A 26,035-nucleotide genomic window follows, 5' to 3' on the forward strand; every position below is an offset into this window, starting at 1 on the left:
TTATTTCACACCACTACGGGATCGTTACAAATAGACTATTTTTTCTGCTGAAAACTATTAGACACAAAAAATTTGTATCCAACATACACCAACACTGCCAACACTGCCAGGCTAATTACAGAAGCTACAAGTTTTAATACTGTTTGCAACATTGCAATACCTACTACAGCCGTCACGCCTAAAAATACTATCTTTTTAGTTCCAGACAAGGTATTGAACCAGCTTTGCAATTTTGTTAGTTGCGAGTTTAAACTCTCAAAACTAAACTCAAATGGCTGTTTTTGTGTTTCTGGCTGGGAAACCTCTCTTGGGGAGGAATTAATCTCTGCCTCTAGGTTTTGGAGACGACGTTGCAAATCTTCATCAGGTTGAGGATTCATCTATCTTTTCTACCTCAGCTTATAAGCGGTTTTGTCTGTGATTCTAGCTAATGTATGTGTTTGCTAGACATTTTTAGTCAAGGCAGAGTATCTTTTTCTTAAAAAAGTACAGGCATAAATTTTTCAAACAGCTTCATGGCAAGGATTTCATGATTTATCATTGCTAATCCGGAAATTCCGAAATAGTACGGGACTTGCTATAAAACAAAGATTGATCAAGAAAAATCATACTGGTAACTTTGGTATATCACTTACCAGCAAGTGTGATTTATTTACAAATACTTACTATGCAACAACTTTATACTTTTTTCATCTTATTGAAGGTATATTTTTTTCTTTGAAAGATAAAATTTTATACTCTGTATTAGGGAACACAAATTTATTAGCATCGTCTCAAAACTTAGATTATGTTTAACAATATCGCTCGATCACAGTCGGGAGCATTAATTTAATAATATGAAAATGCACAGATTATTTACGGTTGTTCCCGCAGCTTTGGCGATGAATTTAGTTTTTACTGATGCTAATTTCGCCAAGAATCCCCCCAGCGTCATTAATGCCAAATTCCGGACAGAGCCGCTAGTTTTAAATGGCAATTCTGGCGGTTCTGTGGCGAGTAATTGTGGCAATATTCCCGCTGAACCCAGCCAAGTTATTAAGGTGGAAGAGTCACTACCTTATTTGCGCGTTACAGTTGAGAGTCAAGGACAACCAACGCTGCTGATTAATGGCCCTGGAGGACGCTTCTGTATTCAAGCAGATAGTTACTCCGGCGGAAAAGCAGAGATGTCTGGTTTCTGGCCAGCAGGAGAATACTCTTTTTACATCGGTGAATCATCAAAACGACAGTATAACTACACCCTCTCAATTTCGCAACAAAGACCGTCTCAATAAGACGGTTTTACTCACTGTTAGGATGTAGTTACGAGTGCTGAGTTTTGAGTAAATTAAGATTTGATTACAGAATAAAGCAGAAGGGGAACAGGATTTGTCGTTGACTTTTTCCTGTTCCCCTTCATCATTGAGAATTTATAAATAACCTGTTAATGGCTGTGGCTTAGATATAGTACATGAGTTCTTTCTCTCTGTGTTTGAGCCGTCGCTCACATAGGTCTTGCAGGGTATATTTTTCTAAAACCGCATTAGCCGCTTGACGTGCTTCCTGCCAAACTTCATTAATGATTTGAGTCTCTAGAGTTTTGGAATTTTGCTCAACAGTCGGTACAGCAGCATCTACTCCTTCAATACTGCTCCAAGCTTCTAGCAATGTAATTTTTCGCGGATCTCGCGCTAAAACATAGCCACCTTTGGCTCCGCGTATGCTCTTAATTAGACCTCTACGCCTTAAAGTTGCTAGCAATTGTTCTAAATAGCGGTTCGGTATATCTTGCAGCACTGCCATCTGCCGAATTTGTAGAGATTCACCACTAGGGTAACAACTAGCCAACTCTAACAGAGCGAGAAGTGCGTATTCAGATTTGTTAGAGAGTTCCACAGGCGTAATATCTTAAATTTTATAGGATGTTTACTTACTGTTGACTTTTTTCTCTATATGTGAATCTAGAAGCTTAAAAATCAACTTTTAGTTGACTATTTTAATTTTAAGTTTAGAGACTCCCAATGATAGAAGCAATTATTTTTAGTTTTTATTTTAATAAATAAAAGTGATTGATAAATTTTAGGCTTTTCCAGTATAGCCGATTGGTGGAGTGGTAATTGGTCATGGGTAATTGGTAATGGGATTTGTCGTTATATTATTTTTCCCACATCTTCCTCATCTCCCTTATCCCTAGTCCCCAATCCCCAGTCCCCAATTTTGTTAAGATTGCCTGTTCTCGTTACAATGTATTTTTGAAACAAAATACAACAGAATGTTACAAAGCGGCGAGGAGTTCGGTAAGTCCTCCTTGTATTGATTAACTTACCCTCTTCAAAAACTTTGTGGTTGAGTCAGTGATTTTCAGGCTCATACACCTAATTGATATGATTCTGAGAGCATTTTCAGGTTGCTATCAGGGTTAATTCAGGGTTATGGCTGATATTAGTGAATCAACAGGCGAAGTTGGTAACAGGGTAATGAAAAGGCGATATCTTCTAGAAGCTGGTGCCGTTATGTTTGGCACCGTATGGTTATCAAATTATCTACGTAGGAAACCAAAAGTTATGACAGCTGCAAAGAATAATGAATTTGAAATCGCCAAAACTGAGGAAGAATGGCGCACAACGCTGACACCAGAACAGTTTCGGGTGCTGCGTCAACATGGTACAGAACGCGCTGGTACCAGTCCTCTCGATAAGCAATATGCGGCGGGGGAATACCTGTGTGCAGGGTGTGATTTACCCTTATTCACCTCAGACACCAAATTTAACAGTGGTACTGGCTGGCCCAGTTTTTACGCTCCTATTGAAGGCGCGATCGCTACCACTATCGATAAATCGTTTTTTATGACGAGAGTTGAAGTGCATTGTAGCCGATGCGGTGGACACCTGGGCCATGTATTTAATGATGGCCCTAAACCCACTGGTAAGCGCTACTGCATGAATGGTGTATCTTTAAAGTTTGTTGCTAGCTAATCGGCAATTTTGATACAAGAACCGAAATAGAGCAAGCATTAGGGCTATTTAGTGGTCACACAAGTGTCGCCACTAATTATAATCAAGTCGCTGAGTACTGAAGATTTAATATTATGTGCCGTTTACTTGCTTACCTCGGTTCGCCGATTTCTTTAGAACGTTTACTATACACACCAGAACATTCCTTGATTGTGCAGAGTTATCAGCCTCAGGAAATGATTTCTGGAGTGGTAAACGCTGATGGCTTTGGGATTGGTTGGTATCATGCTCAAAAGGATACCGAACCATTTATCTACAAACATATTTTGCCGATTTGGAATGACCAAAATCTGCCATATCTGAGCCGCTATGTGGAATCAGGGCGGATTTTAGGCTATGTGCGTAGTGCGACAACAGGCCAAGCTTTAGATTTTAGTAATTCTCAGCCATTTCAGTATCAGAGGCTGTTATTTACTCATAATGGCAGAATTGAGAATTTCCGCCAGACATTATATAGACCGATTCGCAATCAACTGAGCAATGAGATTTACCAATCAATTAAGGGAAGTACAGATTCAGAACATATCTTTGCTTTACTGTTAAATCAGTGGCAATCTCACCCGGCTAAGAGTGTAGAACAGGCTTTACACATCACATTATTTCACTTGTTGGAATTAGCAGCAGAGTATGAAAGTGATGTTTCTGCCAACATCATTTTAAGTGATGGCGATCGCCTAATTGCTTGTCGCTTTAGTAGTAAATCACCTGCGCCTTCTCTTTACTGGTTAGAGAATGATTCAAATTTCCCAGATTCGGTAATTATTGCTTCTGAACCGATATTTAATGGTAATTGGACAACTTGCCCAGAAAATAGCATCATCAGTGTGGGAGAAGACCGTGTTATCCAAGTTGAGCATATCTAGTGTCAGAGAAGATATTATTCTTGTATTTATTGAATGTCGCAAAAAAACTCTGACACTGTTTGAGGGTATGGATAGACAGACATTCTGTCATCAACCCCATCCAGATTTTAGCCCTGTTGGTTGGCACTTAGGTCATATTGCTTACATTGAATCTTTGTGGTTGCTAGAACACATCGCAGGTTTACCATGTTTGTTTCCGCAATACTGTCAGCTGTTTGCAGCTGATGGTTTACCCAAAGCCAAGCGTGTGGAATTACCTGATTTAGGGGAAATTCTTAATTACCTAGATACAGTCAGAAGCAAAGCTTTAGATATCCTCAAAGTTGCTGATGTTGAGCAACATGAACGGCTGTGGCGCTTTTTAATTCAACACGAAAGCCAACACTGTGAAATTATTAGCATGGTGTTGGAATTAACAAAACTTCCTTTAAATAACTTACACCCTGATGCTGTTAGTCCAGCTGCGCCTCATAACCTGGAAGAAATGATTCAAATTCCTGCAGGTGAATTTGAACAAGGTAACAACTCTATTGAGGCGCTAGATAACGAATCTTTGGCACATAAGGTATATTTAGACACCTATTATATTGACCGCTATCCTGTAACTTGTAGACAATATCGCGCATTTATGGAGGCTGGCGGCTACCAAAATCCTCAGTGGTGGTCAAAGGCTGGCTGGGATTGGTTACAAACTGAACAGGTAACTCAACCGCTATACTGGCAGGGAAATATTACTTGGGATAATCACCCAGTTTGGGGTGTTAGTTGGTACGAAGCAGAAGCCTATTCACGGTTTATCGGGAAGCGCCTACCCACAGAAGCAGAATGGGAAAAAGCAGCTAGGCGGAATCCCCAAACAACAGTAATAACTGAGAATTGTAATTGCGATCGCCTAATTGGTAAAACTACCCCTGTTGATGCTTACCCTGGTGGACAAAGCGCCTATGGTTTATACGACACCTTAGGCAATGTTTGGGAATGGACAGATTCATGGTTTGATAGCTATCCAGGATTTAAAAGCTATCCTTATACAGGTTACTCGCAAGTTTATTTTGACCAGAAGCATCGCGTATTAAAAGGCGGAAGTTGGACAACTCGTCCTTGGGTACTGCGCCCAAGTTTTCGTAACTGGTATTATCCAAGTGTGCGTCAGGTTTTTACAGGGTTTCGCTGCGCTGTTAGTAATATATAAAAATAAATTTGGTTTGGGGAAGAGGTTCTTTTTCAATACTGCTCGGTTAAGGATTTTCAACTCGGAATTTGGTTTGGGGAAAAGGTGAAAGGGTCAGGGTTAAAGGTTTTTTCTTGCCCCTTTTCCCCTTCCCCTTTTGCCCTTAACCGACAAGTATTGGGTTCTTTTTTCTCTATTCCCTAAACAAAATCTTTGATTGTTGAAGAAATTCCGTACATTGATCGCTGAAGTTGAGGCTAGGGAATGCCCATTAAAACTATGATATAGTGGGCATTTCTCACCTCATGAATATTTAAAACACCAAAATATTCATCCTATATAGTGATTCTAAACCCTTCAAAAAAATCACTATGAGTCAAGTATCTAATAGTGAAATCATTGACCAAATTGTTGCAGGTGCTGTTCAGGATCAAGCTGCTAAAGCACCAGGCTTACGTCAAGCTCATGCGAAAAGTCATGGTTGTGTCTGGGGTGAGTTGGCGATCGCAGATAATATTCCTGAGAATCTGCAAGTTGGTATTTTCAGCAAGGTTAAAACCTACCCCATCTGGGCAAGATTTTCTAATGCATCTGGCCCCTTAAGTCAAGGACAACTCCAATCTGACAAGAACCCTGATGGTAGAGGCTTTGCAATAAAAGTTCTCCAGGTGGAAGGGAACAAGGTGTTAGAAGATGAACCAAACACCCAAGATTTTGTACTGATCAACCATCCTGTTTTCTTTGTGCGAGAGGCTCAAGATTATATTCGTCTAGCAGAAGTAAAGGCTGGTAAACTTTCCCCAGAATCTTTTGCGTACGAGTTTGGGATTTTGCAACAAATTGCTGGTAAGAAAACTCTCAATCCTTTAGAAATTCAGTATTGGAGTGCTACACCCTACCGTTTGGGAACCCAGGCGATTAAATTTTCTGCAAAACCGCAAGTTATAAATACTGCTGATTTACCTATCCCAGATTCTGATCACTATTTGCGCCAAGCTTTAGTCAATACTCTGACTATAGAAAAGCGGGATGTTTATTTTGATTTCTTGATTCAACTACAGCCTGATAATGATCCCAAATGGGTTGATGATCCTACCCTCCTCTGGGATGAAAATATCTCTCCATATATTAAAGTAGCAACTATCAAAATTCCGGCTCAGGAATTTGATAATAGCGATCGCAAACAGTTCGATGAAAGTCTTTCTTTTACGCCTTGGCATACTCTACCGGAACATGAACCGTTGGGTAGCGTCAATGCTTCTCGGTTGAAGTTATATAAAACTATTGCCCAGAATCGCCGGGAACACAATCAACAGGTGATTACTGAGCCACAACCCTACGCCATACAATCATAAATTTCCGCAATAATACTGGGTTTTCCCAAAAAGTGATTACTCTTAAGATAAGGGTAATCACTAACAGTTACTGCATACAAAAATAGCCCCTTTTGGGGGCTTTTGATTTGGTACATGTTCTTCTGAGAGAATTTGACGATAATTCAGGTTTCGGTATAAGTAGTTCTGTATATGTCCCTATAGTAGCAGCTCAATTAGGAGATGCTAAGGGCGATCGCTTACTCTTCAAATTTACTTCATCAAAACTGCACAAGAAGAATACATACCGCTAAACTAGACGACATTGAGCCAAAAATCAGCAGTAATGATTTTGCCATTGCGATTAAACTGGCCCCAAAGCTTGTACTTTCCTCGTTGGGGAAAGCTAGTCATAAAATGAACCTGTCCAGTTGGGGTAGTTTTGAGTGCGTGAGCATGGATGTAATCTGCTGCTGTTAGCTGCTTGGATTGTCGCACGATAACTAAATGTCCGTTCTCTCCCAAGTAAGGTTGTAAATCTGTTAGCGGTTGCTTGCTAGCAGCGTCTTGTAATTTAAACATTAAAGTAACTTCTTGACCTGCTTTTACAGTAGGTTCAGAAAGAGCGAGATTGACTTGAGTATCGTTGAAAGTTTTACTACGCTTAATGTCAATTTCTGGAGCCGGAATAGTATTACCTGAAACTTGTGCTTGCAATACTGAGACTTGTTCTGTTTTTCCAGTGGGTTTGTAATCGCTGAAAAATGTGTAACCACCCGCTTGTGGAAAACTAGCTGCTACTTCAAATTGTCCATTATTTTTATATGTGGGATGAATATGGCTAAAAAATTGCAAATCATCACTGACAACAATTAAGTGCATCAGCTTTTCTTGGAAAGTGTCAAAATTGGTAATTGCCTTACCATTTAAATCTTGCACATCAATAGATATGGGAATCGTTTGATTTGGGGAGATGTGACTAGGAACTTTGAGTTTTGCTTGAGTTAATATTTTCTTCTCTTCATGATTTTCATCGTGATGAACAGTGTCATGGTTTGAATGTTCTCCATAATGCTTATCAGTCATTGAAATATCCTGATGTTGATGCGTGCTTACAGATATTGCTTTTTCATCAACTTTAGTTAATGATGAGCAGCTTTGAGCTAGCACTAAAGTAGTAGTTATAGCAATTGCATTTATAAATCTCTTCATTGATTTGGCTCCATTTCTTAATTACTCAAGTCATCTCAAAAGGTTTAGCTAGAGAGTTAGTACAGAAATCTAAGTGAATTTTTAAATTATCTACTTAACTCAAAATCACTTTACATACTCTAGTTAACTGGAGAGTCAAGAGGTGATATGTTTTTTGATTTAATGAGCCAAGAAAAGAGCGTCTATTTTGAATGCTTAAAAAGAGAAATTTAGTAACGCATAATCAATGCGGCGGCGGTGCGTTAGGCGCTAGGATAGTTTTTGCATGACCAATAATATTGGAAACGAGCGCCTAACACAACGCCAGTTCGCTCAAGTCGAGGCAGCCGCTTGCGGGGGTTCCCCCCGTTGTGCGGACTGGCGTGGGAAACCCGCCCATGCGACTGGCTCCCCTACAATAATTAATAATTACAGCAGATTGCAAGTTGGCAAGGTACAGTAAATGTTAAGTAGGATGTGTTACGGCTTTGAAAGTATTTGGGACACAGAGACAATGAAATTTAGCCGTAACGCATCATCAATGCGACGGTGCGTTAGGCTTGATAAATAATCTCTAAATTTATTTATTGATGTTCAATAATTGGACAAATAGTTGCATGATTATTATCAGGTTTAATTTCCCAACCAGACAGCAATCCTGATAATTCTTGTCTCAAAATCATTAATTGTTGAATTTGTTCATCAATGGCTTTTACCTTTTGCTCTAGTTTAATTTTGATATGCTCACAAGGTAAGTTGCCGCTATCATGAACATTGAGAAATTCTTTAATTTCCGATAAGCTTAATCCCAAGCTTTGAGCGCGTTTAATAAAGTGTAGTCTTTCTAAAACATCAACGCTAAATAATCTAAATCCGCCTTCTGTTCTGCCTGATGATTGGAGTAAGCCAAGTTCTTCATAGTAGCGAATGGTTTTAATTGGTACACCACTTTCCTTGGCAACTACACCAATTTGTTTTCCTTCTGCTTGGGCTAACATACTTACCAAATCCTCAGTGAGATGTGATTGCTGATTTTATACTAAACTCTCCATTGAACTGGAGAGTCAAGCATCAAAAGTATCATTTCATCAAGCTCATGAGACACTAACTGGAGTTGAAGCAGTTTCTTCAGTTGCTTCTGCGGCTTGAACTGCGATCGCACCCCGAAACATATTCATTCCACAAGTGAAAATATACTCACCTGGTTGTTCGGGTGTAAATTCCACAGTTGTAACTTGATTCAGGGGTAAATCTGCGGCGATGCGAAAGTCTGGAATCAGGACTTTTTCTAAACAACTGCTGGGATCTGTGCGTGCAAATTTCAGTTGGACTGGTTTCCCGGCTTGGACTACAATTCGGCTGGGATCATATCCGCCATCAACAGTCACAGTTACTTCCTGAATATTCTCATCCGTTGCAACTGCTTTATGAGACTTGGGTTTACTTAGCAAGAACCACCAAAGTTCTAAGCCAATTAATCCCAAGCCACCGAGAGTGACGGCTATTTTATTTCCTAAAGGCTGATCGATACGTTGAAATTGATTAGTTTGGACTGTTGGTGATGAATGGCTTTCATGAGATGTTTGGGCAACAGCTTTACCTGATGCGATTCCAAATACAATGCCTAAGCTGGCTATAGTACTGATGAGGGTTGTTTTGTTCATAATTATTGGTAATGGTATTGGTAATGGGTAATTGGTAATTGGTAATTGGAATGAAGAATTTCTCCCCTGCTCCCTGCCCCCTTGCCAAAAAAGCGATCGCATATTTTATTAGTTGGAAGTCCCTTAGCTGAGGGTTTTAGGTTGGAAGTTGCGTAAACGCAGGGCGTTGGTGACTACGGAAACTGAGCTAAAAGCCATTGCTGCACCGGCGATGATGGGGTTGAGTAACCAACCGAAGAAGGGGAAGAGAATTCCGGCGGCGATGGGAATACCAGCAACGTTGTAAATGAAGGCGAAGAAGAGGTTTTGCCGAATGTTGCGAATTGTGGCGCGGCTGAGTTGAATTGCTGTAACTATGGCTTGTAAATCACCAGAAATTAAGGTGATGTCACTAGCTGCGATCGCAACGTCTGTTCCTGTGCCAATTGCTATTCCCACATCGGCTTGTGCTAAGGCTGGTGCATCATTAATACCATCACCAACCATTGCCACAATTGAGTGCTGAGTTTTTCTTCTGCTCCTCTGCTCCCCTGCTCCCCTGCTCCTCTGCTTCTCTGCTTGCAATGACTTAATCACCGCCGCCTTTTGATCGGGGCGGACTTCGGCTAAGACTCTGGTAATACCGACTTCACGGGCAATGCTTTCGGCGGTGCGTTGGTTGTCGCCTGTGAGCATGACTACTTCTAAACCGAGTTTTTGTAATGCTCTTACAGCTTGGGGTGATGTGGGTTTAATGGCATCAGCTATCCCCATGACTCCTTTGATTTCGCCGTCTACTGCTAACCATACGGCGGTTTTACCCAGGTATTCTAAGCGTTCTTTGTCTGGTTGCAAGGCTTGAGTGTTAATACTCAATTCTGCCATCCAGCGTTGTGTCCCAATTTGCACCAATCTGTTAGCAACCCTACCTTGGACACCACTACCTGCGATCGCAGCAAAATCCTGTACAGAGGCAATTAATTGCATTTCTTGAGTTTCAGCATATCGTACAACTGCTTCTGCCAACGGGTGTTCGGAATAGCGTTCTACTGAGGCGGCTAGTTGAATCAGCTGCATTTCGTTGCCGTTAGCTGTGCCGTTGACTGTGACAAAATCTGTGACTGTGGGTTTACCTTGGGTAATTGTGCCTGTTTTATCTAAGACAATGGTTTGAATTTGGTGTGCGAGTTCTAAGCTTTCCGCGCCTTTAATTAAAATGCCGTTTTCTGCACCTTTACCAGTACCAACCATGACTGAGGTAGGTGTGGCTAAACCCAAAGCACAAGGACAAGCGATAATTAACACCCCCACTGTGGTCATCAACGCCAAGGTAACATTACCCATGATGTTGTACCAAATTATGAAAGTGAGGATGGCGATCGCAATTACTGCTGGCACAAACCACCCGGTAACTTGGTCTGCTAGTCTTTGGATGGGGGCTTTTGAGCCTTGAGCTTGCTGCACTAGTTGCACAATCTGCGCCAGTACGGTATCTGCACCTACTCTGGTGGCGCGAAACTTAAAACTACCAGTTTTATTGATGGTTGCGCCAATGACTTCATCCCCTGGTTGCTTTTTCACAGGTACACTTTCACCAGTCACCATCGCTTCATCAACGGTGGATGTCCCGTCAACTACCTCACCATCAACGGGAATTTTCTCCCCAGGACGCACCAGCACCACATCACCAATTTGCACTTGCTCAATCGGTACATCAACTTCTCGCCCATGACGAATTAACCGCGCAGTTTTCGCCTGTAAACCAATTAACTTGCGGATAGCTTCGGAAGTTTGCCCTTTAGCGCGATTTTCAAACAGCCGCCCTAATAAAATTAAGGTAATGACAATCGCCGCAGTTTCATAATACACATCTGCTCTCAAACCCTGGGCAATGAAAAAGCTAGGAACTAAGGTGGCAAATAGGGAATAGAAATATGCGGCACTAGTACCTAAAGCAATTAACGTATCCATTGTCGCAGCATGGCGCTTTAAGGCTTTCCAGCTATTGACGTAAAAGGAATAACCACACCAAAACTGTACAGGAGTTGTCAGCAATAATTGCAGCCAAGGGTTATGCAACCATGTAGGAATTAAAGGCAGGTTTAACCCTGTCATCATTGGTAGCGAACCAATTACCAACACAGCGCTAATAATCCCGCCTAATATCACCTTACGTTGCAAATCGCGGGATTCCTGCAGGCGATGTTGCTTTTCCTCATCATCTTCTCCCGCCATCAAGTTTTGTTCTTGTAGGGGAAAAGCAGAATAACCTGCTGCATCAACTGCATCTTGGATAGCTTGTAAATCTGTTCTTTTGGGGTCATAATCAACAGTTGCCTGTTCTGCCCCAAAATTCACACTACATTCATTCACCCCAGGGACAGAACGAATTGCATCTTCTACACTTCTGGCACAAGAAGCGCAACTCATCCCGCGCAACTTCAATGTGGTATTCTTCATTTGCAGACTCCAATGATCAGGTTCAAGACTGCTTTTATCTTGAATCCTCCAGTGAACTGGAGTGTCAAGCCCCTGGGGGGAATTCAAAATTCACAATTCACAATTAATAGCGACTGTAGGATGTGTTACAGCTATGAAAGGATTTGATACACAGAGACAATGGAATTTAGCCGTTCCTGATCGCGATCACTGCGATAAAAAGATAACGGGAAAAGTCAGAAGCCCCTTCTCTTGCAAAGACGCTACGCGTAGCTTGCTTCCCCGTAGGGGTAGACCTTTTCCCGACTTCTGCAAGTCCATTTACCATAGATGTAATCTGGCTGAAAGTTTGGCAGGAAATTTTGCTGATACAAAACCGTTATCGTTTACTCCAGGTAATTGGGAAGGGAGGATTCTGTAAAACCTACCTTGCTGTAGATGAGAATCAATTTCCTCCTGTTCCGTGCGTTGTGCAACAATTTTCGCATCGCCATCCAACACCAGAAAGCTTTGTACAAGTAGCACAGCAGCTAAAACTACTAGGCGAACATCCTCAAATTCCGGCTTTACTTTCCCATTTTCAAGATGACCAATATTGCTACTTAGTACAAGAATTGATCGCAGGCAGTAATTTGGCTACCATACTGGAAGCAGAAGGAACTTTCAGCGAAAATCAAATTTGGCAACTGTTAGCAAGTATATTACCTGTTCTCAAATTTATTCGCGATCGCAATATCATCCACTGCGATATCAAACCAGAAAATATTATCCGCACTGCTGCTGGAGAATTAGTCCTAGTTGATTTTGCCGCAGCTCAACTGGTGAGCGTAATTGACCAGTTGATCAGTAAAATTTGTATCGGTAGCCCGGAATATATCGCACCAGAACAAGCGAGGGGAAAAGCAGTTTTTGCTAGTGATATTTATAGCCTAGGTGTCACTTGCATTTACCTACTCACCGAAGTTTCGCCCTTTGATTTATACGATGTCGCCAATGATTGCTGGGTTTGGCAAGATTATCTGAGACATCAGGTAAGCGAAAGACTCACAAAAATCCTTAACAAACTGCTGCAAAAATCCCTCAGCCGCCGCTTCCAATCTGCTGATGAAGTCTTACTAGCAATGGGAATTACATACAAAACCAATAATCTGCGTTCATCTGCGTTTATCGGCGGTTGGCAATGCATACATACCTTCAGTGGCATTCCTAGCGCCTGTGCAGGGATAAACTGTGTTAGCTTCAACCCTGAGGTCACAACGTTAGCCAGTGGCGATGACAAAATTATTAAATTTTGGGACGTAAATAGTCAAAAACCCTTAGCTACCCTATCTGGACATTCCCAAGCAGTAAAATCAGTTGCATACAGTCCTGATGGCAAACTATTAGCCACAGCTAGCGATGACCAAACTATCAAATTGTGGGATGTCAATCAATTACAAGAAATTTATACCTTAGCTGGACATTCACACGCCGTTAAATCAGTGGCTTTCAGTCCTGATGGGCAAATTTTGGCTAGTGGGAGTTGGGATAAAACAGTCAAACTGTGGGATGTAAATACAGGCAAAGAAATTTCTACTTTGAGTAAACACCAATTACAGGTAAATTCCGTAGCATTTAGCCCTCAAGGGCAGCTTTTAGCCAGCACCAGTTTTGATCGCACAATTTGCTTGTGGCAGCTTTCGGAAGCGAGAGAATTTAAAAACCGCCCAGATTACACCTTGTTAGGCACCCTTTCGGGTCATGCATGGGCGGTTTTGACTGTCGCTTTTAGTCCCGATGGAAAAATTTTAGCGACGGGTAGCGACGATAACACCATTAAATTGTGGGAGGTAAACACTGGTCAGGTAATTACCACACTGTTAGGCCATTCTTGGTCAGTTTTAGCCTTGGCTTTCACATCGGATGGCACAATGTTGATTAGTGCCAGTCGCGATCGCACTGTTAAACTTTGGAATGTTAGCACAGCAACAGAAATTGCTACTCTCTCTGGCCATGCCGACTCTGTATCTACTGTTGCTGTCAGCCCTGATGCACAACTGATTGCTAGTGGCAGCAGGGACAAGACCATCAAATTGTGGCACCTTGTAAAACAGCAGGGCAGCTAATGCGGCAATATCAGGCGCTACCTGTAAATGCCACTTCGGGAAACTTCAGTTGCGCTTCTGCCATCGGACGGTTTCTGCCTTCCTCTTGCCAGTAGTTAATCACTTCTGTGGCTTTGTTGAGTAACTCAACACGATCCAAGTCACTAATCCAGTGTTTAGATTCTAGTTCCTTCTTTAACTCTTCCCAAGCATCATTTCTGGGCCAGAAAAAGTACTTGGTTAAAGGACTGGTGCCCTTACCTACAACTTGGTCTACTGCGAGAGCAACGTTCTCGTCTAACCAAAGAATTTTCAAAATAAACTTGGTCAATCACACCTCCGGAGTATATCCCAGCATTACTTACTAAGTCAGCGATCGCTTATTTTAACGCAATACCATACCAGATGGGTAAATAGTTTGGGCATTGGGGATGGGGCATGGGGCATTGGGCATTGGGCATTAGTTATGAGGAAATTCTAGAAAATAAATTATTTTGCTTAAATTCGTTGGCTGTGAACTGTCAATAATAACTATGGAATATTTTTTGAATTGGCAAGTCCCTTAATTTAGAGGAATTGTGTGAGAAGGCCTGATTTTGAAGATTTAGAGGTTTATCAATTAGCTGAAAAGCTAGCGAATCAAATTTGGCAGATTGTGAAGGTATGGGATAATTTCTCTCAAGATACTATGGGTAAGCAAATTGTTCGCTCTGCTGATAGTATTTGTGTCAATATAGCAGAGGGCAGAGGTAGGTATAATGACCAAGACAATCGGCGTTTTGTCAAAATTGCTAGAGGTTCTTTATACGAAACTATCAGCTGGTTGCGATTAGCCTACACCAGAAAGCTATTGACAACTGAACAGGTAAGCATATTAAAGCCATTTCTAGATCAACTATTACCCAAACTCAATGCTTATCTAAAAGCTATCGGCAATAGAGAATAGAACAAACTTCTTTATGCCCTATGCCCTATGCCCCATGCCCCATGACCCATGCCCTATATTTATGACAGAAAAATTCTCACCAAAAGCGATCGCAGTTTTTGATATTGATGGTGTGATTCGTGATGTTAGTGGTTCCTATCGTCGCGCGATCGCAGACACTGTTGAGTATTTTACCAATCAAGCGTATCGCCCCACACCATTAGAGATTGACCAATTGAAGTCTGAAGGTGTTTGGAATAATGATTGGGAAGCATCCCAAGAGTTGATTTACCGTTATTTCCAGAGTCAAGGACAGCCGCGAGAACAACTACAACTTGATTACAACGATATAGTTACCTTTTTTCAATCCCGTTACCGAGGTACAGATCCCAACAATTTCACTGGCTATATTTGTGATGAACCCTTGTTATTACAACCCAGCTACTTAGAACAACTCACGCAAGCGAATATTGCTTGGGGATTTTTTAGTGGTGCTACTCGTGGTTCGGCTAACTATGTTTTGCAAAAACGTCTGGGTTTACAGTCCCCAGTCTTGATTTCAATGGAAGATGCACCAGGTAAACCCGATCCCACAGGACTTTTTGCGACTGTACAAATCTTAGATAATGGCTGTGATGCTTTACCTACTGTGGTGTATGTAGGAGATACCGTAGCTGATATGTACACAGTAGAAAAAGCGCGCAATCAGCAACCGCACCGCACTTGGATTGGTGTAGGCGTTTTACCCCCTCATGTGCAGGAAACCGCAGCGCGTCGTGATGCTTATGCTGAAACCCTCAAAAAAGCAGGCGCAGCTATAGTTTTGAGTAATGTGCAAGAATTAACACCAGAGCAAATTCAAAAATTAGACGGTTAAGCTTTTGCATCTGACTTTTATAATTTCATAGGTAATACCAAAACTATGATTTTGCGCGAATCGGGAAGCCCTTATGGGATCAGGAACATTTTTGATTCATATCCGGCGTAAATTACGAATTACGAATTGGTATTACCCATGATTAAAAGTTTCCGCCGCCGTTAGAAAATAGTAGCCCTAGCCCTTTGATTTCTGCTTACTGTATGCTTAACGCTGGTAAGCGTGCATTCATTTGGGCAAACAATTATGACATCAGCACCGCAATTGCTGACTGATCCATTTTTGCAACTACCAACTGAAAACTCAGTGCGAGTAGTTTGGTTTACAGAGTTCGCTGGTAGTAAACATACAGTCAATTATGGGGAAAATCTCGCTCAGACTGCCCGAGCAAGTACAATTAAACTGAGTCGCACCAGAGAAGATCAGCGATCATATATCGGCAAGCAAGCTGGAGATGGCCAAGTTTATCAACAACCTGTTTGGCGTGATATTTGGCGACATGAGGCGGAAGTAACTGGTTTAACTCCTGGTGTGCGGGTGAATTATCAAATTACGAGTGTGCGGGAAGATGGGGAAAGCGTCAGCAGCGAGATTTTTACCCTTGCACCTAACCCCAAACCAGGGACACCATTGAAAATTTTACTTACCTCAGACCATCAACTCAAACCAATGACAGCAGCAAATCTGCAAAAGGTGGTTGAGACAGTAGGCAGAGTAGACGCTGTGTGGTTTGCTGGTGATTTAGTTAATATAAGCGATCGCGCTTCCGAATGGTTTGATGATCATCGCGGTGGTGCGTTCTTTCCTGGGTTACAAGGACGCGCTAACTATGAAATGAACCACGATGGCGTAAAAACTTCCTATACTGGCGGTAAAATCATTCAACACGCACCCTTGTTTCCCTGTATTGGCAATCATGAGGTGATGGGAAGATTCCAAAGAACTGCAACATTGGATGATGAATTTAATGATACGATTCCCCGCGCTGTAGCTCAAAGATTATATAGCGATAAATCCCTAAAAGATAATTCTTTTAATACCGATACTTACGAAGAAATTTTTACTTTACCAACAAGTAAAACAGGCGGAAAGCGATATTATGCTGTTACCTTTGGTGATGTGCGCTTGGTCGTACTTTACGCAACTAATATGTGGCGCAGTCCTTACTTGAATGGTAAGTATAAAGGTAGATATGACGAAATTACCCAAGATTTCAATAATCCTGAAAATTGGGGTTATGGACAGTTAATTTATGAACCAATTGCTAAAGGTAGCCAGCAATATAATTGGCTAGAAGCAGAACTGAATAGCAATGAATTTAAACAAGCAAAATACAAAGTAGTAATGTTTCATCATCCACCCCATACTTTGGGTGATAACATCGTTCCAGCTTACACAGATCCAGTGCAAATAATTGAACGAGATAATTTTGGCAATATCAAAGCAGTGCGTTACGAATATCCTAAAGATGCTGATTACCTCATCCGCGATGTCATGCCTTTACTAGAATCTGCTAATGTGCAATTTGTTTTATATGGGCATTCTCATTTATGGAATCGCTTTGTTAGTTCTAGTGGAATGCACTTTTTAGAAACATCCAATGTTGGCAATTCTTATGGTGCAGCTTGGGGTGAGAGAAAGCGAGAAGTCCCATCTGGATATCAAGAAGAATATGTTATATCTGGTGACCCAAATGGTCTAGAGCCAATAGTACCAACAATCTCTCCCTTATTAGGAGAAGATGGTAAAACCATGCCTTATATTGCAAGTAACGACATCACAGTTTTTAGTATTTTCGATACAGCCACAGGTACAGTTAGCAGCTATCGTTTTGATACTCGAAAACCGGATTCTCAGGTAATTAAGTTTGATGAGTTCACGCTGAAAGCCTGATGTAGGGTGTGTTGTCGCGCAGCGCAACGCACCAAAATTGTTTTGTTTCGCTACAGATAATATCTTCTATATTTCAAATAAACAACCCAATTCAAAATCTAATCCAATTTTGAAAAAAGAACGCAACAGATGAGTAGGGGCACTGCACCAGTACGATATTTGATATGCCAAAGAATTGTGGATGCCGTGCCCTTATAAAGAATTTATCGGTTACAAACATTATTTGAATTGTTATAAAATCCAAGATTGAAAATTATATCATCTTGTCGGTTGGACATCTTTTCAACCTTCCCAGTTCAATTTAGAACAGCTAATTACCACAGGTAATTGCACGCTAACATCAGTTCCAATTAACGGCTGAGACTGAATACAGAATTGACCACCATGAGCATTTACAATGCGTTTAGTAATAGCAAGTCCCAAACCCGTACCCTCTGGTTTTGTTGAGAAAAATGGTTGAGAAAGCTTGCAAATAATTTCTGATGGAATATGATTGCCATCATTATGTACATTAATACAAACTTCCCCAGGTAGCGCAGTATTTACTTCCCACCTGATAATATCTCCATCCGCAACAGCTTCACAAGCATTGCGGACAATATTAATAAAAACTTGTTTCAGCTTGTCTTTATCCCCAGAAATTGTAACCGCAGAAGATGCAGGGATAAATTCAATTTTTCGGTTTAACGCTTCTGGCATTTCCTGGATTGTTAACAGCAAATCACGAATAAAATCATTCACATCCAATTCACAAAGCTGCAATACTTGAGGTTTAGCGTAGAGCAAAATTTCACTTAGTAGCCGTTCTAAACGACCAGCTTCGCTTAATGCTAAAGATAATCTCTCTTGAGCAGCTTCCGTCAACATAGTTTTCTTAAAATACTTCAATCCCATCACCATAGTAGTTAAGGGATTGCGAATTTCATGGACAATAATCGATGAAAATTCACCAATGGCAGCTAATCTTTCTTGTTCCACTAACTTAGCTTGTGTTGCTCTCAATTCTGCTGTACGTTTTTCCACTTCTGCTTCTAATTTTTGATTAAATTCACATTGTTTTTGATATAAATGATAGTGATCGATTGCCGTGGCTGCACGTTCCGCAAATAGTTCTACAATTTGAATCTCATCAGATGTAAATTCACGTGCTTGTTGATGAAAAGAGCAAATTGTCCCAAATACTTGACCTTGAGAAGTTTGCAAAGGTATGCCTAAATATGCTCTATAACCTTCAGCAGGTTTGCCATATTTGGGATTAGTAATAGCATCCTCAACGGCTAACGTCCGCTTACTTTCCATGACTGTACCAATTAGCCGACCATGTAATGCATAAACACGCGGTGCATCTTCAGGTATTTCAAGACTACTGGCTAAAATAGTTTCAAAACCTTCTTGGCAAAAGGTAACAACAGTCCAATCAACTGCTATTAACTCGCTAACTCCGCAAGCAATATTATGCAAATAGCTGCTTAATTCACCAGTCCGATAATTTAAAGAAGATAAAAGCTCAATTATTCTGCGTTCACGCTGCCAAGATTGGTGTTGTACCAATATTTGGCTATTACTGGTGTTGCTCATGGATATAAGTTACCGGATTTATGAAAAAGAATGAAAAAATTAATGAATAAATTTCCTCTACTCAATAAAAAGTAGAGATTACAGGGATTTTATAGCCAAATTCTACTAGAGATAGATGCCGTGCGTATACAGCACAGTTATGAATATTTGCTTAAATTAACTTAAAAATATGCAATGCCAACTCAAAATTGAGATTTTGCTGAGAAAACTATAAGAAATTTCAGGGTAAAATTTCAGCTTCAGCCCTGAAATTCCTTAGTTAAGCATAATTTTTATCTTGAGTAACAAAGCAATAATTACTTTAAAGGTTAAGCAACAGGATTTTGAGTGATGCAATTCAAACCTTTATTAATAGTTAGTGCTGTTTCTCTAATCGTAGTTAGCTGTGTAGGAAATGTCTCGAAAAATCAGGATATTGTTAATGCATCTGTGAGTCCAACAGCAACTGCTCAAAATGTCTCTGCAAATAAATCTGGTGCTTTTATTTCTGGTGAACACACAACTCAAGGCATAGTTCGCATTACTACCAAAAATGGCAAATCTGTTCTGGAACTAGATAAGTCTTTTAAAACTTCTACTTCCGGCCCAGATTTAGTAGTCATCTTACATCGTTCAGATAACGTGCTGAAATCAACTCAGCCGCCAGCATATCCTTTAAAAAAAGATGATTATGTGATTATTGCACCTTTACAAAAATATAGTGGTGCTCAAAGTTATGCCATTCCTAACAACATTAATTTAGCTGATTATAAATCAGCCGCTATTTGGTGTCGGAAATTTAATGCCACTTTTGGCGTAGCGCGGTTGAGTGGTTAAAACTTACCTAAAAAATTAGAATTGCTGACAAGGAAATAATTATGAAATTAGCAGGAAAAGTTGCTTTAGTTACTGGTAGCAGTCAAGGAATCGGTCAAGGAATTGTACTGCGTTTGGCTCAAGAAGGTGCAGATGTTGTGATTAATTATCGCTCTCATCCAGAAGGAGCAGAGGAAACCCTAGCAAAGGTAGAAGCTGCTGGTGGTAAGTGTTATATGGCTCAGTGTAGCCAATCTCACGGTTACACAGTTCAAGCAGATTTAGGAAGTGTAGATGAGGTACAACAATTAATTACAGAAAGCATTCAGCATTTTGGTAAATTAGATATTTTGGTAAATAATGCCGGAATTGAAAAACACGCACCATTTTGGGAAGTCTCAGAAGCCGATTATGATGCTGTAATGAATGTCAATTTAAAAGGAGTTTTCTTTGCCACGCAAACTTTCGTAAAACATTTACTTGAAACTAAAAGAACGGGAAAAATTATTAATATTAGTTCCGTCCATGAAGAATTACCATTTCCCAACTTTACGGCTTACTGTGCCAGTAAAGGCGGGATGAAAATGCTAACTCGCAACTTAGCAGTTGAATTGGGTTCTCTGGGAATTACAATTAATAATGTTGCGCCCGGAGCAATAGAAACTCCAATTAATACTAAACTTTTAAATAACCCTGAAAAATTGGGCGCACTATTACAAAATATTCCCCTTGGACGTTTGGGACAACCACAGGATGTTGCTTCTCTAGTTGCATTCTTAGCTTCTGCTGATGCTAACTACATTACAGGTAGCACCTTCTTTGTTGATGGTGGATTGTTATGGAACTATCAGGAACAGTAGATAAAAAACTATGTTAAATTCATCTTTATTTATTCCAGTCATCCTTGGCACTCCCCGTCAAGGTCGCCAAAGTGAATATGTCGCTAAATTTATTGTGGAACAAGTTGCCACACGCGATCGCCTGGAGACTGAACTGATAGATATTAGAAATATAGCGATCGCAACTGATGATGCAGGTGAATCAATCAAAGATCCGCAATTTTCCGCCACCATTGAACGCGCCGATGGCTTAATCATTGTCGCACCCGAATACAATCATGGTTATCCTGGTTTGCTAAAGCACGTACTTGATACCTGTCTTAAAGAGTATATCCATAAAGCCGTAGGGATATGTGGTGTGTCAGCAGGTGCTTTTGGCGGTACCAGAGTCATTCAAAACCTTTTACCTGTAATGCGGGAGTTGGGACTGGTGACGATTTTTTATGACCTTAACTTTAGCGAAGTTCAGACTTTATTTGATGAGTCAGGTAATTTAATTGACAAACCAACATACATTCGTCGAATGTCAAGGTTTATGGACGAGTTAATTTGGATGTCAACAGTTCTCAAATATGGACGGGAAATAATGAATTTGGAATGAGGAGATTGGGGATTAGGTAATGGGTAATGGGTAATTGGTAATGGGTAATTGGTAATTGGTAATGGGGAAATCACTAAAAACCCAACACCAAACATCATAGGAGGAAATAAGCATGACTATCAATTTACAAGGAATATTACAGCAGCCAGGACAAGGTTCTGCTTACTGGGTGCTGGGGGATTTATATACTTTTAAAGCGGTGGGTGAAGATACAGGTAAAGCCTACACTTTAGTTGAGATGATTGTTCAACCCCAACATGGGACACCACCCCATATTCACACTCACGAAGACGAAGCTTTTTATATTCAAGAAGGTGAATTAGAATTTCAGTTGAATGAACAAACCTTAATAGCAACAACTGGTACTTTTCTGCATTCTCCTAAAGGTCAACTGCATAGATTTACAAACCTTGGTACACAACCTGCAAAATTATTATGCTGGGTGACACCAGCTGGTTTAGAGAAATTTTTCATGGAAATAGGTGTACCTGCAACAGAAATGTCGCAATCACCTACTGTTACTCCTGCAGATATCGAAAAAATTATGGTATCTGCACCAAAATACGGTTTAGAAATTATTCCTCCACAAACGGAGAATCACTAAATTTGCGAGTTTGGATTTTGGATTGGTATTTAATAAAACTATAGGGATACAAGGGAGAATAAAAATTTTTATCCTGTGTATCCCTAGCCATCTCAACTTGTTAAATTCATGGCGCTTTAAGCTTGCTGATATTGCACGCTGTCATCAAATCCATATTTAAGTTGCATCATTTCCCACTTAATATTTCCACCATAAAATATTTTAAAATATTTTATAAATGCAAAATAGATGTGGGTTAAATGAATCAAACAATCTTATATATTTTCATGCTGACTTACACCTTTCACTGATGATAAATCTGAGTAAGAAAAATTGCGTAGAGATAACATCATGGAGTTAATGCGTTCAGCTTGTAGCTTCATTGATAACAAAATTTTAGGTAAGTGATTAGTCAAAAAATCCAAATTGATTGTTTCTGTCTGATAACAAATTTCCCCAGTAGGGTGAGGGTAATACAACTGGTAAAGACGGATCAGTTCTAGCAGTTGATGAGTATAGTCACTGAGATCAGAAAGTTGAGCATAAATAAAATTAACGGGGTTTCTAATTTCTTGTGCTACACCTAAGGCCCATAGCCCTAAGCTAGACATTTTTTCGCTTTTAATTAATTGTGCTTGTGTTTGTTGGATTTGCTGTAGGGCTTGTACTAACTCTTCAGCTTGGGCTTTCGCAGCAGCTTCTGCTGTGCGACTGCTTTCATATAATTGTGCTTGTTGAATGGCGAGTACTGCTTCATCTGCAAGATGTTGCATTAAATCCATTTCCTCATCTTGCCAATTTCTGGGAGCAAAACATTCATGGGCAATAATTAACCCCCATAATTGGTTATTCATCGTAATTGGGACAATCAGATTTGCTTTAATCTGCAGGCTCTGTAAAAACTCTCGATGACAAGGAGCCAAATCTTCGGAAGCTACATTGTTGATTGCTCTAACTCTTCCCCTGACGTAAAGACGAGCATAGTCTTCAGGGAAGCATTCTAATGGGGTTTTCATCCCCAAAATAGAACGCAAGTTATTATCTGCATCTTCAACAATGACTTCACCTTCTAATTTTTCTAGAATCTTGTAAATTAACACCCTGTCTGTTTTCAGCAGTTTCCGCACTTCCCGCACAATAGTTTGCAAGGTAAGCTTATAGTCCAAATTACTACGTATTTGATTGGCAACTTGCTTAACTACCCTAGTCAGTTCTAAAGATTTTTGCAGTTGGGCGGTGCGTTCTTCTACTAAACTTTCTAGATTTTCATTTATAGCTTGTACCTGTTGGTACATTTGCTGTTGTTGGATAGCGATCGCAAATTGATCAGCTAAAGCTTGTGCTAAAGTAATTTCTTCTGGCTTCCATTGGGGTGCTTGTCCTTTTCTTTGCTCTAGCCAAGCTGCAAATGAAAGTTGGGGTAGCTTTTGCTGCTCATTAGTGTCGCGGTGTCCCGCCCACATAATTTCTATCTCAACTTCCTTGCGGAAAATACTTAGAACTCCAAGAAAATTTTGACGGTAGTTTAGGGGAATTAATAACATACCCCTAATTTGAGTAGATTGGAACGCAGGAGCTAACTCTTCCCAATGTGGCTCTTTATATAAGTCATTAATCGCCCAAATATTCCCTGTTTTGCTCTCATTCATCCAATCTTGCCATAAAAGATGTTCTTCCATGACCATCCTGGCTGATTCATCTGGTAGTGATGGTTGCTCACCGATGGTATATGACTCTTTAGTTGACTCGATATAAAGTCTGCCACCTACCCCACCCAAAGTATTAATTGTTGCTTCTAGGGCAGTTTGCAATTGAATTGTGGGTTGGGAATGTAAGAGATTGGTAATGCGGTTAATGACTACTTCTCGCTGTTGTTCTGCACGCGCTTGACTGAGTAGGGTACTATGAGCGATCGCTACTGATATTTGATCGGCAGCTTGCTGTACTATTTGTAATTCCTGCTTCATATCTGTTCGCGGTGTGCTGTGGTGCGATACCAACAATCCCCACAGGCGAGGTCTTGCTGTTTGCTCTTGGGGATCGTGGTGTAAAATTGGCACCACTAGGGAAGACTGCACACCCATTGCTGTTAAATATTGAATATGGCAAGAGTCTACTGCTCGATAATAAATATTTTCGCTACTCAAGGATTTACCAGTATCGGGACTATCTAGCGGCGATAGCCCAATTCGGCCATTGGCTACATTCACAATTGAACGTTGTCGCGCTCTCAGAAACATATCACGCGCTTCTTGGGGAATGTCCCCTGCGGGGAAATGCAAACCTAACAGTGATGGTAGACGCTGTTGATGTATAGATTCAGCAACCACTTCACCACTACCGTCGCTATCAAATCTATATACCATTACGCGATCTGTGCCCAGAAAGGAACGAATTTCTGCAACACTGGTAGTTAATATGTCTTTAAGTTCCAGTGATTGCCTAATCCTAGCGGTTATACGATATAGTAATCCTTCTTCGCCTGTTCCTGCTGCCAATTCCTGTGAGTACTCAGTCACTGCTGTCATTTATTTCTACGTAGGTATAATGTATAAGTACGTAGATGCCCCCTGATGTTTTCCACCACAAAGCCTGCTAATCCGTTGGATCGTAATTAGCTGCCTTGCATGATTTTGCACGCTATTTGCACATTATAAAAATTTATCAGTTTTAATCACTTCATTACTACAACATTTCCTGCATTCAGTATTGTTACGGTTTATGAAGTAAAAAACTGTGCCAATTCTACTTATATATACCCATTATCGAACTATGGTAGCAGATCTTCCTGTATCTAATGGCTGAAATATGAATAGGGATATTTTTGATCAGTAATTACCTCATCTAATATTTAGCTCTTCTTCAAAGGCTTCCAACTAAAAAAATATGCGATCGCTTTATTGCCGTAGAGACGCAATTAATCGCGTCTCTATGTGCAGGGGGAGAAATCAGATAAGCTAAACCACATCTAGTTTGCATAATCTGAAATTGTATATTTACTTGTGGGGTGGACATCTTGCCCGCCCAATCTATGCAAGTTAAATATGGAACAGCTTATTATCTCTTGTAAATTAGATAATTTATTTTCTGGAAATTCCCCCAGCTATTCAGCATTAACCTTTGTGATGATTCCGCATGGCTTTATGGATTTTCTTCCAGCGTTCTTTCTCGGCTAATTGCGCCCGTTGGTCTTGTTTGCGGGCAAGATAGTTCAGTTCTTTTTGCAATTTTTGGTAGCTGAGAAATCGGGAATAATCAAGTGTTCCGTCAAGTAATGCTTGTTGCACGGCACAATCGGGTTCGTTATTGTGTTGGCAATTACGAAAATGGCATTCTGCGGCTAAAATTTCGATGTCTGCAAAGGTTCCTTGTAAGCTTTCATCACCTGCCCAGATTTGAATTTCTCGCATTCCTGGAGTATCGATAATTAAGCCACCTGTTGGCAGTAAGATTAATTCTCGATTTGTCGTTGTGTGTCTACCTCTGTCGTCACCGCGACGCACTGATTGTACGGCTTGCACTGATGCACCTTTAAGTTGGTTAGTCAAAGTAGATTTACCTACACCAGAAGACCCTAATAAAGCCACTGTTTGTCCTGGTTGAAGATAAGTTTTTAAAGCATCTAATCCTTGATTTGTGGTGGCACTCAATGCCAAAATTGGTACCCCAAGAGCAACAGCTTCGACTTCAGATATATACTCATCTAAAGAGTTGCACAGGTCTGCTTTATTTAAAACTATGACGGGATTTGCACCACTTTCCCAAGCCAGAATCAAATAGCGCTCAATTCTTCTGGGGTTAAAGTCGCCATCAAGTCCACACACCAAAAACACCGTATCAATGTTAGCTGCAACAATTTGTTCTTGAGTTTTACTACCAACGGTTTTTCGGGAAAACTTGCTTTTTCTCGGCAAAATTCCGTGAATAGTTGCGCTTCCCTCTGACTCTCTCGCCTGAATAATTACCCAATCGCCAACAGCCGGAAAATCTTGCGGTTGGGTAGCTTGATGTCGCAGTTTACCTGTAACTTCGCCTGTGAGTTCTCCCTGTTCGCTATAGACGATGTAAGTATTTCTGTATTCAATAGCAACCCTAGCAACGCTAAAACCTTGTTGGCGATAGGGTGCAAAACTGTGAGTAAAAAAGTCACTCCAGCCTAAAAAATCTAAATTCATTGAAGTTTCCTCGATGTGTGCTGCTTGCTATACACAAGGCGCACAGAGGCGGACACTTTTTTAGATGAATGT

General features: G+C 40.6%; 25 protein-coding genes. 15 read left to right on the forward strand and 10 right to left on the reverse strand.

The genetic code is table 11. The annotated features are described in order from the left end of the window. Positions 1-35: 35 nt before the first annotated feature. The gene (locus AACU25_RS16230; protein WP_096577274.1) at positions 36-380 is read right to left on the reverse strand and encodes a hypothetical protein; all 345 of its coding nucleotides are present in this window, start codon (positions 378-380) and stop codon (positions 36-38) included. A 456-nt stretch (positions 381-836) separates the two neighbouring features. On the opposite strand from AACU25_RS16230, the gene AACU25_RS16235 reads away from it, so the two are divergent. Next, positions 837-1,274 (forward strand): hypothetical protein, encoded by a 438-nt coding sequence (locus tag AACU25_RS16235; protein ID WP_096577276.1) that lies wholly within the window; start codon positions 837-839, stop codon positions 1,272-1,274. A 163-nt stretch (positions 1,275-1,437) separates the two neighbouring features. Here the strand turns inward: AACU25_RS16235 and AACU25_RS16240 are convergent, their stop codons facing one another. Next, positions 1,438-1,875 (reverse strand): RrF2 family transcriptional regulator, encoded by a 438-nt coding sequence (locus AACU25_RS16240; protein WP_096577278.1) that lies wholly within the window; start codon positions 1,873-1,875, stop codon positions 1,438-1,440. Between the two features lie 581 nt (positions 1,876-2,456). On the opposite strand from AACU25_RS16240, the gene msrB reads away from it, so the two are divergent. The 5 genes from msrB to AACU25_RS16265 all read left to right on the forward strand — a co-directional run bounded on the left by msrB (position 2,457) and on the right by AACU25_RS16265 (position 6,654). After that, positions 2,457-2,954, forward strand: a complete 498-nt coding sequence (gene msrB / locus AACU25_RS16245) for a peptide-methionine (R)-S-oxide reductase MsrB (protein ID WP_096583821.1) — start codon at positions 2,457-2,459, stop codon at positions 2,952-2,954. A gap of 113 nt (positions 2,955-3,067) precedes the next feature. After that, complete coding sequence (gene egtC, locus AACU25_RS16250) at positions 3,068-3,856, forward strand: ergothioneine biosynthesis protein EgtC (RefSeq protein ID WP_096577280.1); 789 nt, start codon at positions 3,068-3,070, stop codon at positions 3,854-3,856. After that, on the forward strand, positions 3,831-5,048 hold the full coding sequence (gene egtB / locus AACU25_RS16255; RefSeq protein WP_096577281.1) for an ergothioneine biosynthesis protein EgtB: 1,218 nt from the start codon (positions 3,831-3,833) through the stop codon (positions 5,046-5,048). The genes egtC and egtB overlap by 26 nt, the downstream gene beginning before the upstream one ends. Positions 5,049-5,398: 350 nt before the next feature. Then, complete coding sequence (locus AACU25_RS16260) at positions 5,399-6,382, forward strand: catalase family protein (protein ID WP_096577283.1); 984 nt, start codon at positions 5,399-5,401, stop codon at positions 6,380-6,382. Positions 6,383-6,489: 107 nt separating this feature from the next. Next, a complete protein-coding gene (locus AACU25_RS16265) occupies positions 6,490-6,654 on the forward strand; it encodes a hypothetical protein (protein ID WP_190445903.1) in 165 nt (54 codons plus the stop codon). 1 nt (position 6,655) lies between these two features. Here the strand turns inward: AACU25_RS16265 and AACU25_RS16270 are convergent, their stop codons facing one another. Further along, positions 6,656-7,552, reverse strand: a complete 897-nt coding sequence (locus AACU25_RS16270; RefSeq protein WP_096577285.1) for a hypothetical protein — start codon at positions 7,550-7,552, stop codon at positions 6,656-6,658. Between the two features lie 265 nt (positions 7,553-7,817). Between AACU25_RS16270 and AACU25_RS16275 the strand changes: the two genes are divergently transcribed. Further along, positions 7,818-7,994, forward strand: a complete 177-nt coding sequence (locus AACU25_RS16275) for a hypothetical protein (protein WP_339382038.1) — start codon at positions 7,818-7,820, stop codon at positions 7,992-7,994. A 121-nt stretch (positions 7,995-8,115) separates the two neighbouring features. Here the strand turns inward: AACU25_RS16275 and AACU25_RS16280 are convergent, their stop codons facing one another. From AACU25_RS16280 to AACU25_RS16290, 3 genes are all read right to left on the reverse strand, one after another. Then, on the reverse strand, positions 8,116-8,529 hold the full coding sequence (locus AACU25_RS16280; protein ID WP_096577287.1) for a heavy metal-responsive transcriptional regulator: 414 nt from the start codon (positions 8,527-8,529) through the stop codon (positions 8,116-8,118). A 96-nt stretch (positions 8,530-8,625) separates the two neighbouring features. After that, positions 8,626-9,195 (reverse strand): cupredoxin domain-containing protein, encoded by a 570-nt coding sequence (locus AACU25_RS16285; RefSeq protein WP_199347425.1) that lies wholly within the window; start codon positions 9,193-9,195, stop codon positions 8,626-8,628. Between the two features lie 123 nt (positions 9,196-9,318). Beyond that, complete coding sequence (locus AACU25_RS16290) at positions 9,319-11,634, reverse strand: heavy metal translocating P-type ATPase (protein ID WP_096577289.1); 2,316 nt, start codon at positions 11,632-11,634, stop codon at positions 9,319-9,321. Positions 11,635-11,975: 341 nt separating this feature from the next. On the opposite strand from AACU25_RS16290, the gene AACU25_RS16295 reads away from it, so the two are divergent. Continuing rightward, a complete protein-coding gene (locus AACU25_RS16295) occupies positions 11,976-13,718 on the forward strand; it encodes a serine/threonine-protein kinase (RefSeq protein WP_096577291.1) in 1,743 nt (580 codons plus the stop codon). 10 nt (positions 13,719-13,728) lie between these two features. On the opposite strand, the gene AACU25_RS16300 is transcribed toward AACU25_RS16295, so the two are convergent. Continuing rightward, the gene (locus tag AACU25_RS16300) at positions 13,729-14,028 is read right to left on the reverse strand and encodes a 30S ribosomal protein PSRP-3 (protein ID WP_045870192.1); all 300 of its coding nucleotides are present in this window, start codon (positions 14,026-14,028) and stop codon (positions 13,729-13,731) included. A gap of 249 nt (positions 14,029-14,277) precedes the next feature. Here AACU25_RS16300 and AACU25_RS16305 point away from each other — a divergent pair, with 249 nt between their 5' ends. The 3 genes from AACU25_RS16305 (at position 14,278) to AACU25_RS16315 (ending at position 17,392) form a co-directional block, all read left to right on the forward strand. Beyond that, complete coding sequence (locus tag AACU25_RS16305; RefSeq protein WP_096577293.1) at positions 14,278-14,643, forward strand: four helix bundle protein; 366 nt, start codon at positions 14,278-14,280, stop codon at positions 14,641-14,643. A 61-nt stretch (positions 14,644-14,704) separates the two neighbouring features. Next, on the forward strand, positions 14,705-15,499 hold the full coding sequence (locus AACU25_RS16310; RefSeq protein WP_096577295.1) for a TIGR01548 family HAD-type hydrolase: 795 nt from the start codon (positions 14,705-14,707) through the stop codon (positions 15,497-15,499). A 246-nt stretch (positions 15,500-15,745) separates the two neighbouring features. After that, positions 15,746-17,392: a purple acid phosphatase family protein gene (locus AACU25_RS16315; RefSeq protein WP_096577297.1), complete on the forward strand. Its 1,647-nt coding sequence runs from the start codon at positions 15,746-15,748 to the stop codon at positions 17,390-17,392. A 282-nt stretch (positions 17,393-17,674) separates the two neighbouring features. Here the strand turns inward: AACU25_RS16315 and AACU25_RS16320 are convergent, their stop codons facing one another. Next, positions 17,675-18,970 carry a GAF domain-containing sensor histidine kinase gene (locus AACU25_RS16320; protein WP_096577299.1) on the reverse strand — a complete coding sequence of 432 codons (1,296 nt, stop codon included), beginning with the start codon at positions 18,968-18,970 and terminating at the stop codon, positions 17,675-17,677. 330 nt (positions 18,971-19,300) lie between these two features. On the opposite strand from AACU25_RS16320, the gene AACU25_RS16325 reads away from it, so the two are divergent. The 4 genes from AACU25_RS16325 to AACU25_RS16340 all read left to right on the forward strand — a co-directional run bounded on the left by AACU25_RS16325 (position 19,301) and on the right by AACU25_RS16340 (position 21,809). After that, a complete protein-coding gene (locus AACU25_RS16325; RefSeq protein ID WP_096577301.1) occupies positions 19,301-19,786 on the forward strand; it encodes a DM13 domain-containing protein in 486 nt (161 codons plus the stop codon). Between the two features lie 41 nt (positions 19,787-19,827). Further along, entirely contained in the window at positions 19,828-20,625 is a 798-nt protein-coding gene (locus AACU25_RS16330) for an SDR family NAD(P)-dependent oxidoreductase (protein WP_096577303.1), read from the forward strand. Positions 20,626-20,635: 10 nt separating this feature from the next. Further along, on the forward strand, positions 20,636-21,205 hold the full coding sequence (locus AACU25_RS16335; protein ID WP_096577305.1) for an NADPH-dependent FMN reductase: 570 nt from the start codon (positions 20,636-20,638) through the stop codon (positions 21,203-21,205). 112 nt (positions 21,206-21,317) lie between these two features. After that, positions 21,318-21,809: a quercetin 2,3-dioxygenase gene (locus AACU25_RS16340; RefSeq protein WP_096577307.1), complete on the forward strand. Its 492-nt coding sequence runs from the start codon at positions 21,318-21,320 to the stop codon at positions 21,807-21,809. Between the two features lie 254 nt (positions 21,810-22,063). On the opposite strand, the gene AACU25_RS16345 is transcribed toward AACU25_RS16340, so the two are convergent. Further along, on the reverse strand, positions 22,064-24,316 hold the full coding sequence (locus AACU25_RS16345; RefSeq protein ID WP_096577309.1) for a GAF domain-containing protein: 2,253 nt from the start codon (positions 24,314-24,316) through the stop codon (positions 22,064-22,066). 585 nt (positions 24,317-24,901) lie between these two features. After that, a complete protein-coding gene (gene rsgA, locus AACU25_RS16350; RefSeq protein WP_096577311.1) occupies positions 24,902-25,963 on the reverse strand; it encodes a ribosome small subunit-dependent GTPase A in 1,062 nt (353 codons plus the stop codon). Between the last annotated feature and the right edge of the window lie 72 nt (positions 25,964-26,035).

This window comes from Tolypothrix tenuis PCC 7101 (genome assembly GCF_963874875.1).
Taxonomy (GTDB): Bacteria; Cyanobacteriota; Cyanobacteriia; order Cyanobacteriales; family Nostocaceae; genus Aulosira; species Aulosira tenue.

Coding starts and splice junctions, on each gene's coding strand:
- AACU25_RS16340 (WP_096577307.1), top strand. CDS start 21,318: ATGACTATCAATTTACAAGGAATATTACAGCAGCCAGGACAAGGTTCT.
- AACU25_RS16275 (WP_339382038.1), top strand. CDS start 7,818: ATGACCAATAATATTGGAAACGAGCGCCTAACACAACGCCAGTTCGCT.
- AACU25_RS16280 (WP_096577287.1), bottom strand. CDS start 8,529: ATGTTAGCCCAAGCAGAAGGAAAACAAATTGGTGTAGTTGCCAAGGAA.
- AACU25_RS16235 (WP_096577276.1), top strand. CDS start 837: ATGAAAATGCACAGATTATTTACGGTTGTTCCCGCAGCTTTGGCGATG.
- rsgA (WP_096577311.1), bottom strand. CDS start 25,963: ATGAATTTAGATTTTTTAGGCTGGAGTGACTTTTTTACTCACAGTTTT.
- AACU25_RS16345 (WP_096577309.1), bottom strand. CDS start 24,316: ATGACAGCAGTGACTGAGTACTCACAGGAATTGGCAGCAGGAACAGGC.
- AACU25_RS16325 (WP_096577301.1), top strand. CDS start 19,301: ATGCAATTCAAACCTTTATTAATAGTTAGTGCTGTTTCTCTAATCGTA.
- AACU25_RS16260 (WP_096577283.1), top strand. CDS start 5,399: ATGAGTCAAGTATCTAATAGTGAAATCATTGACCAAATTGTTGCAGGT.
- AACU25_RS16330 (WP_096577303.1), top strand. CDS start 19,828: ATGAAATTAGCAGGAAAAGTTGCTTTAGTTACTGGTAGCAGTCAAGGA.
- AACU25_RS16290 (WP_096577289.1), bottom strand. CDS start 11,634: ATGAAGAATACCACATTGAAGTTGCGCGGGATGAGTTGCGCTTCTTGT.
- AACU25_RS16320 (WP_096577299.1), bottom strand. CDS start 18,970: ATGAGCAACACCAGTAATAGCCAAATATTGGTACAACACCAATCTTGG.
- AACU25_RS16335 (WP_096577305.1), top strand. CDS start 20,636: ATGTTAAATTCATCTTTATTTATTCCAGTCATCCTTGGCACTCCCCGT.
- AACU25_RS16310 (WP_096577295.1), top strand. CDS start 14,705: ATGACAGAAAAATTCTCACCAAAAGCGATCGCAGTTTTTGATATTGAT.
- egtC (WP_096577280.1), top strand. CDS start 3,068: ATGTGCCGTTTACTTGCTTACCTCGGTTCGCCGATTTCTTTAGAACGT.
- msrB (WP_096583821.1), top strand. CDS start 2,457: ATGAAAAGGCGATATCTTCTAGAAGCTGGTGCCGTTATGTTTGGCACC.
- AACU25_RS16315 (WP_096577297.1), top strand. CDS start 15,746: ATGACATCAGCACCGCAATTGCTGACTGATCCATTTTTGCAACTACCA.
- AACU25_RS16285 (WP_199347425.1), bottom strand. CDS start 9,195: ATGAACAAAACAACCCTCATCAGTACTATAGCCAGCTTAGGCATTGTA.
- AACU25_RS16270 (WP_096577285.1), bottom strand. CDS start 7,552: ATGAAGAGATTTATAAATGCAATTGCTATAACTACTACTTTAGTGCTA.
- AACU25_RS16230 (WP_096577274.1), bottom strand. CDS start 380: ATGAATCCTCAACCTGATGAAGATTTGCAACGTCGTCTCCAAAACCTA.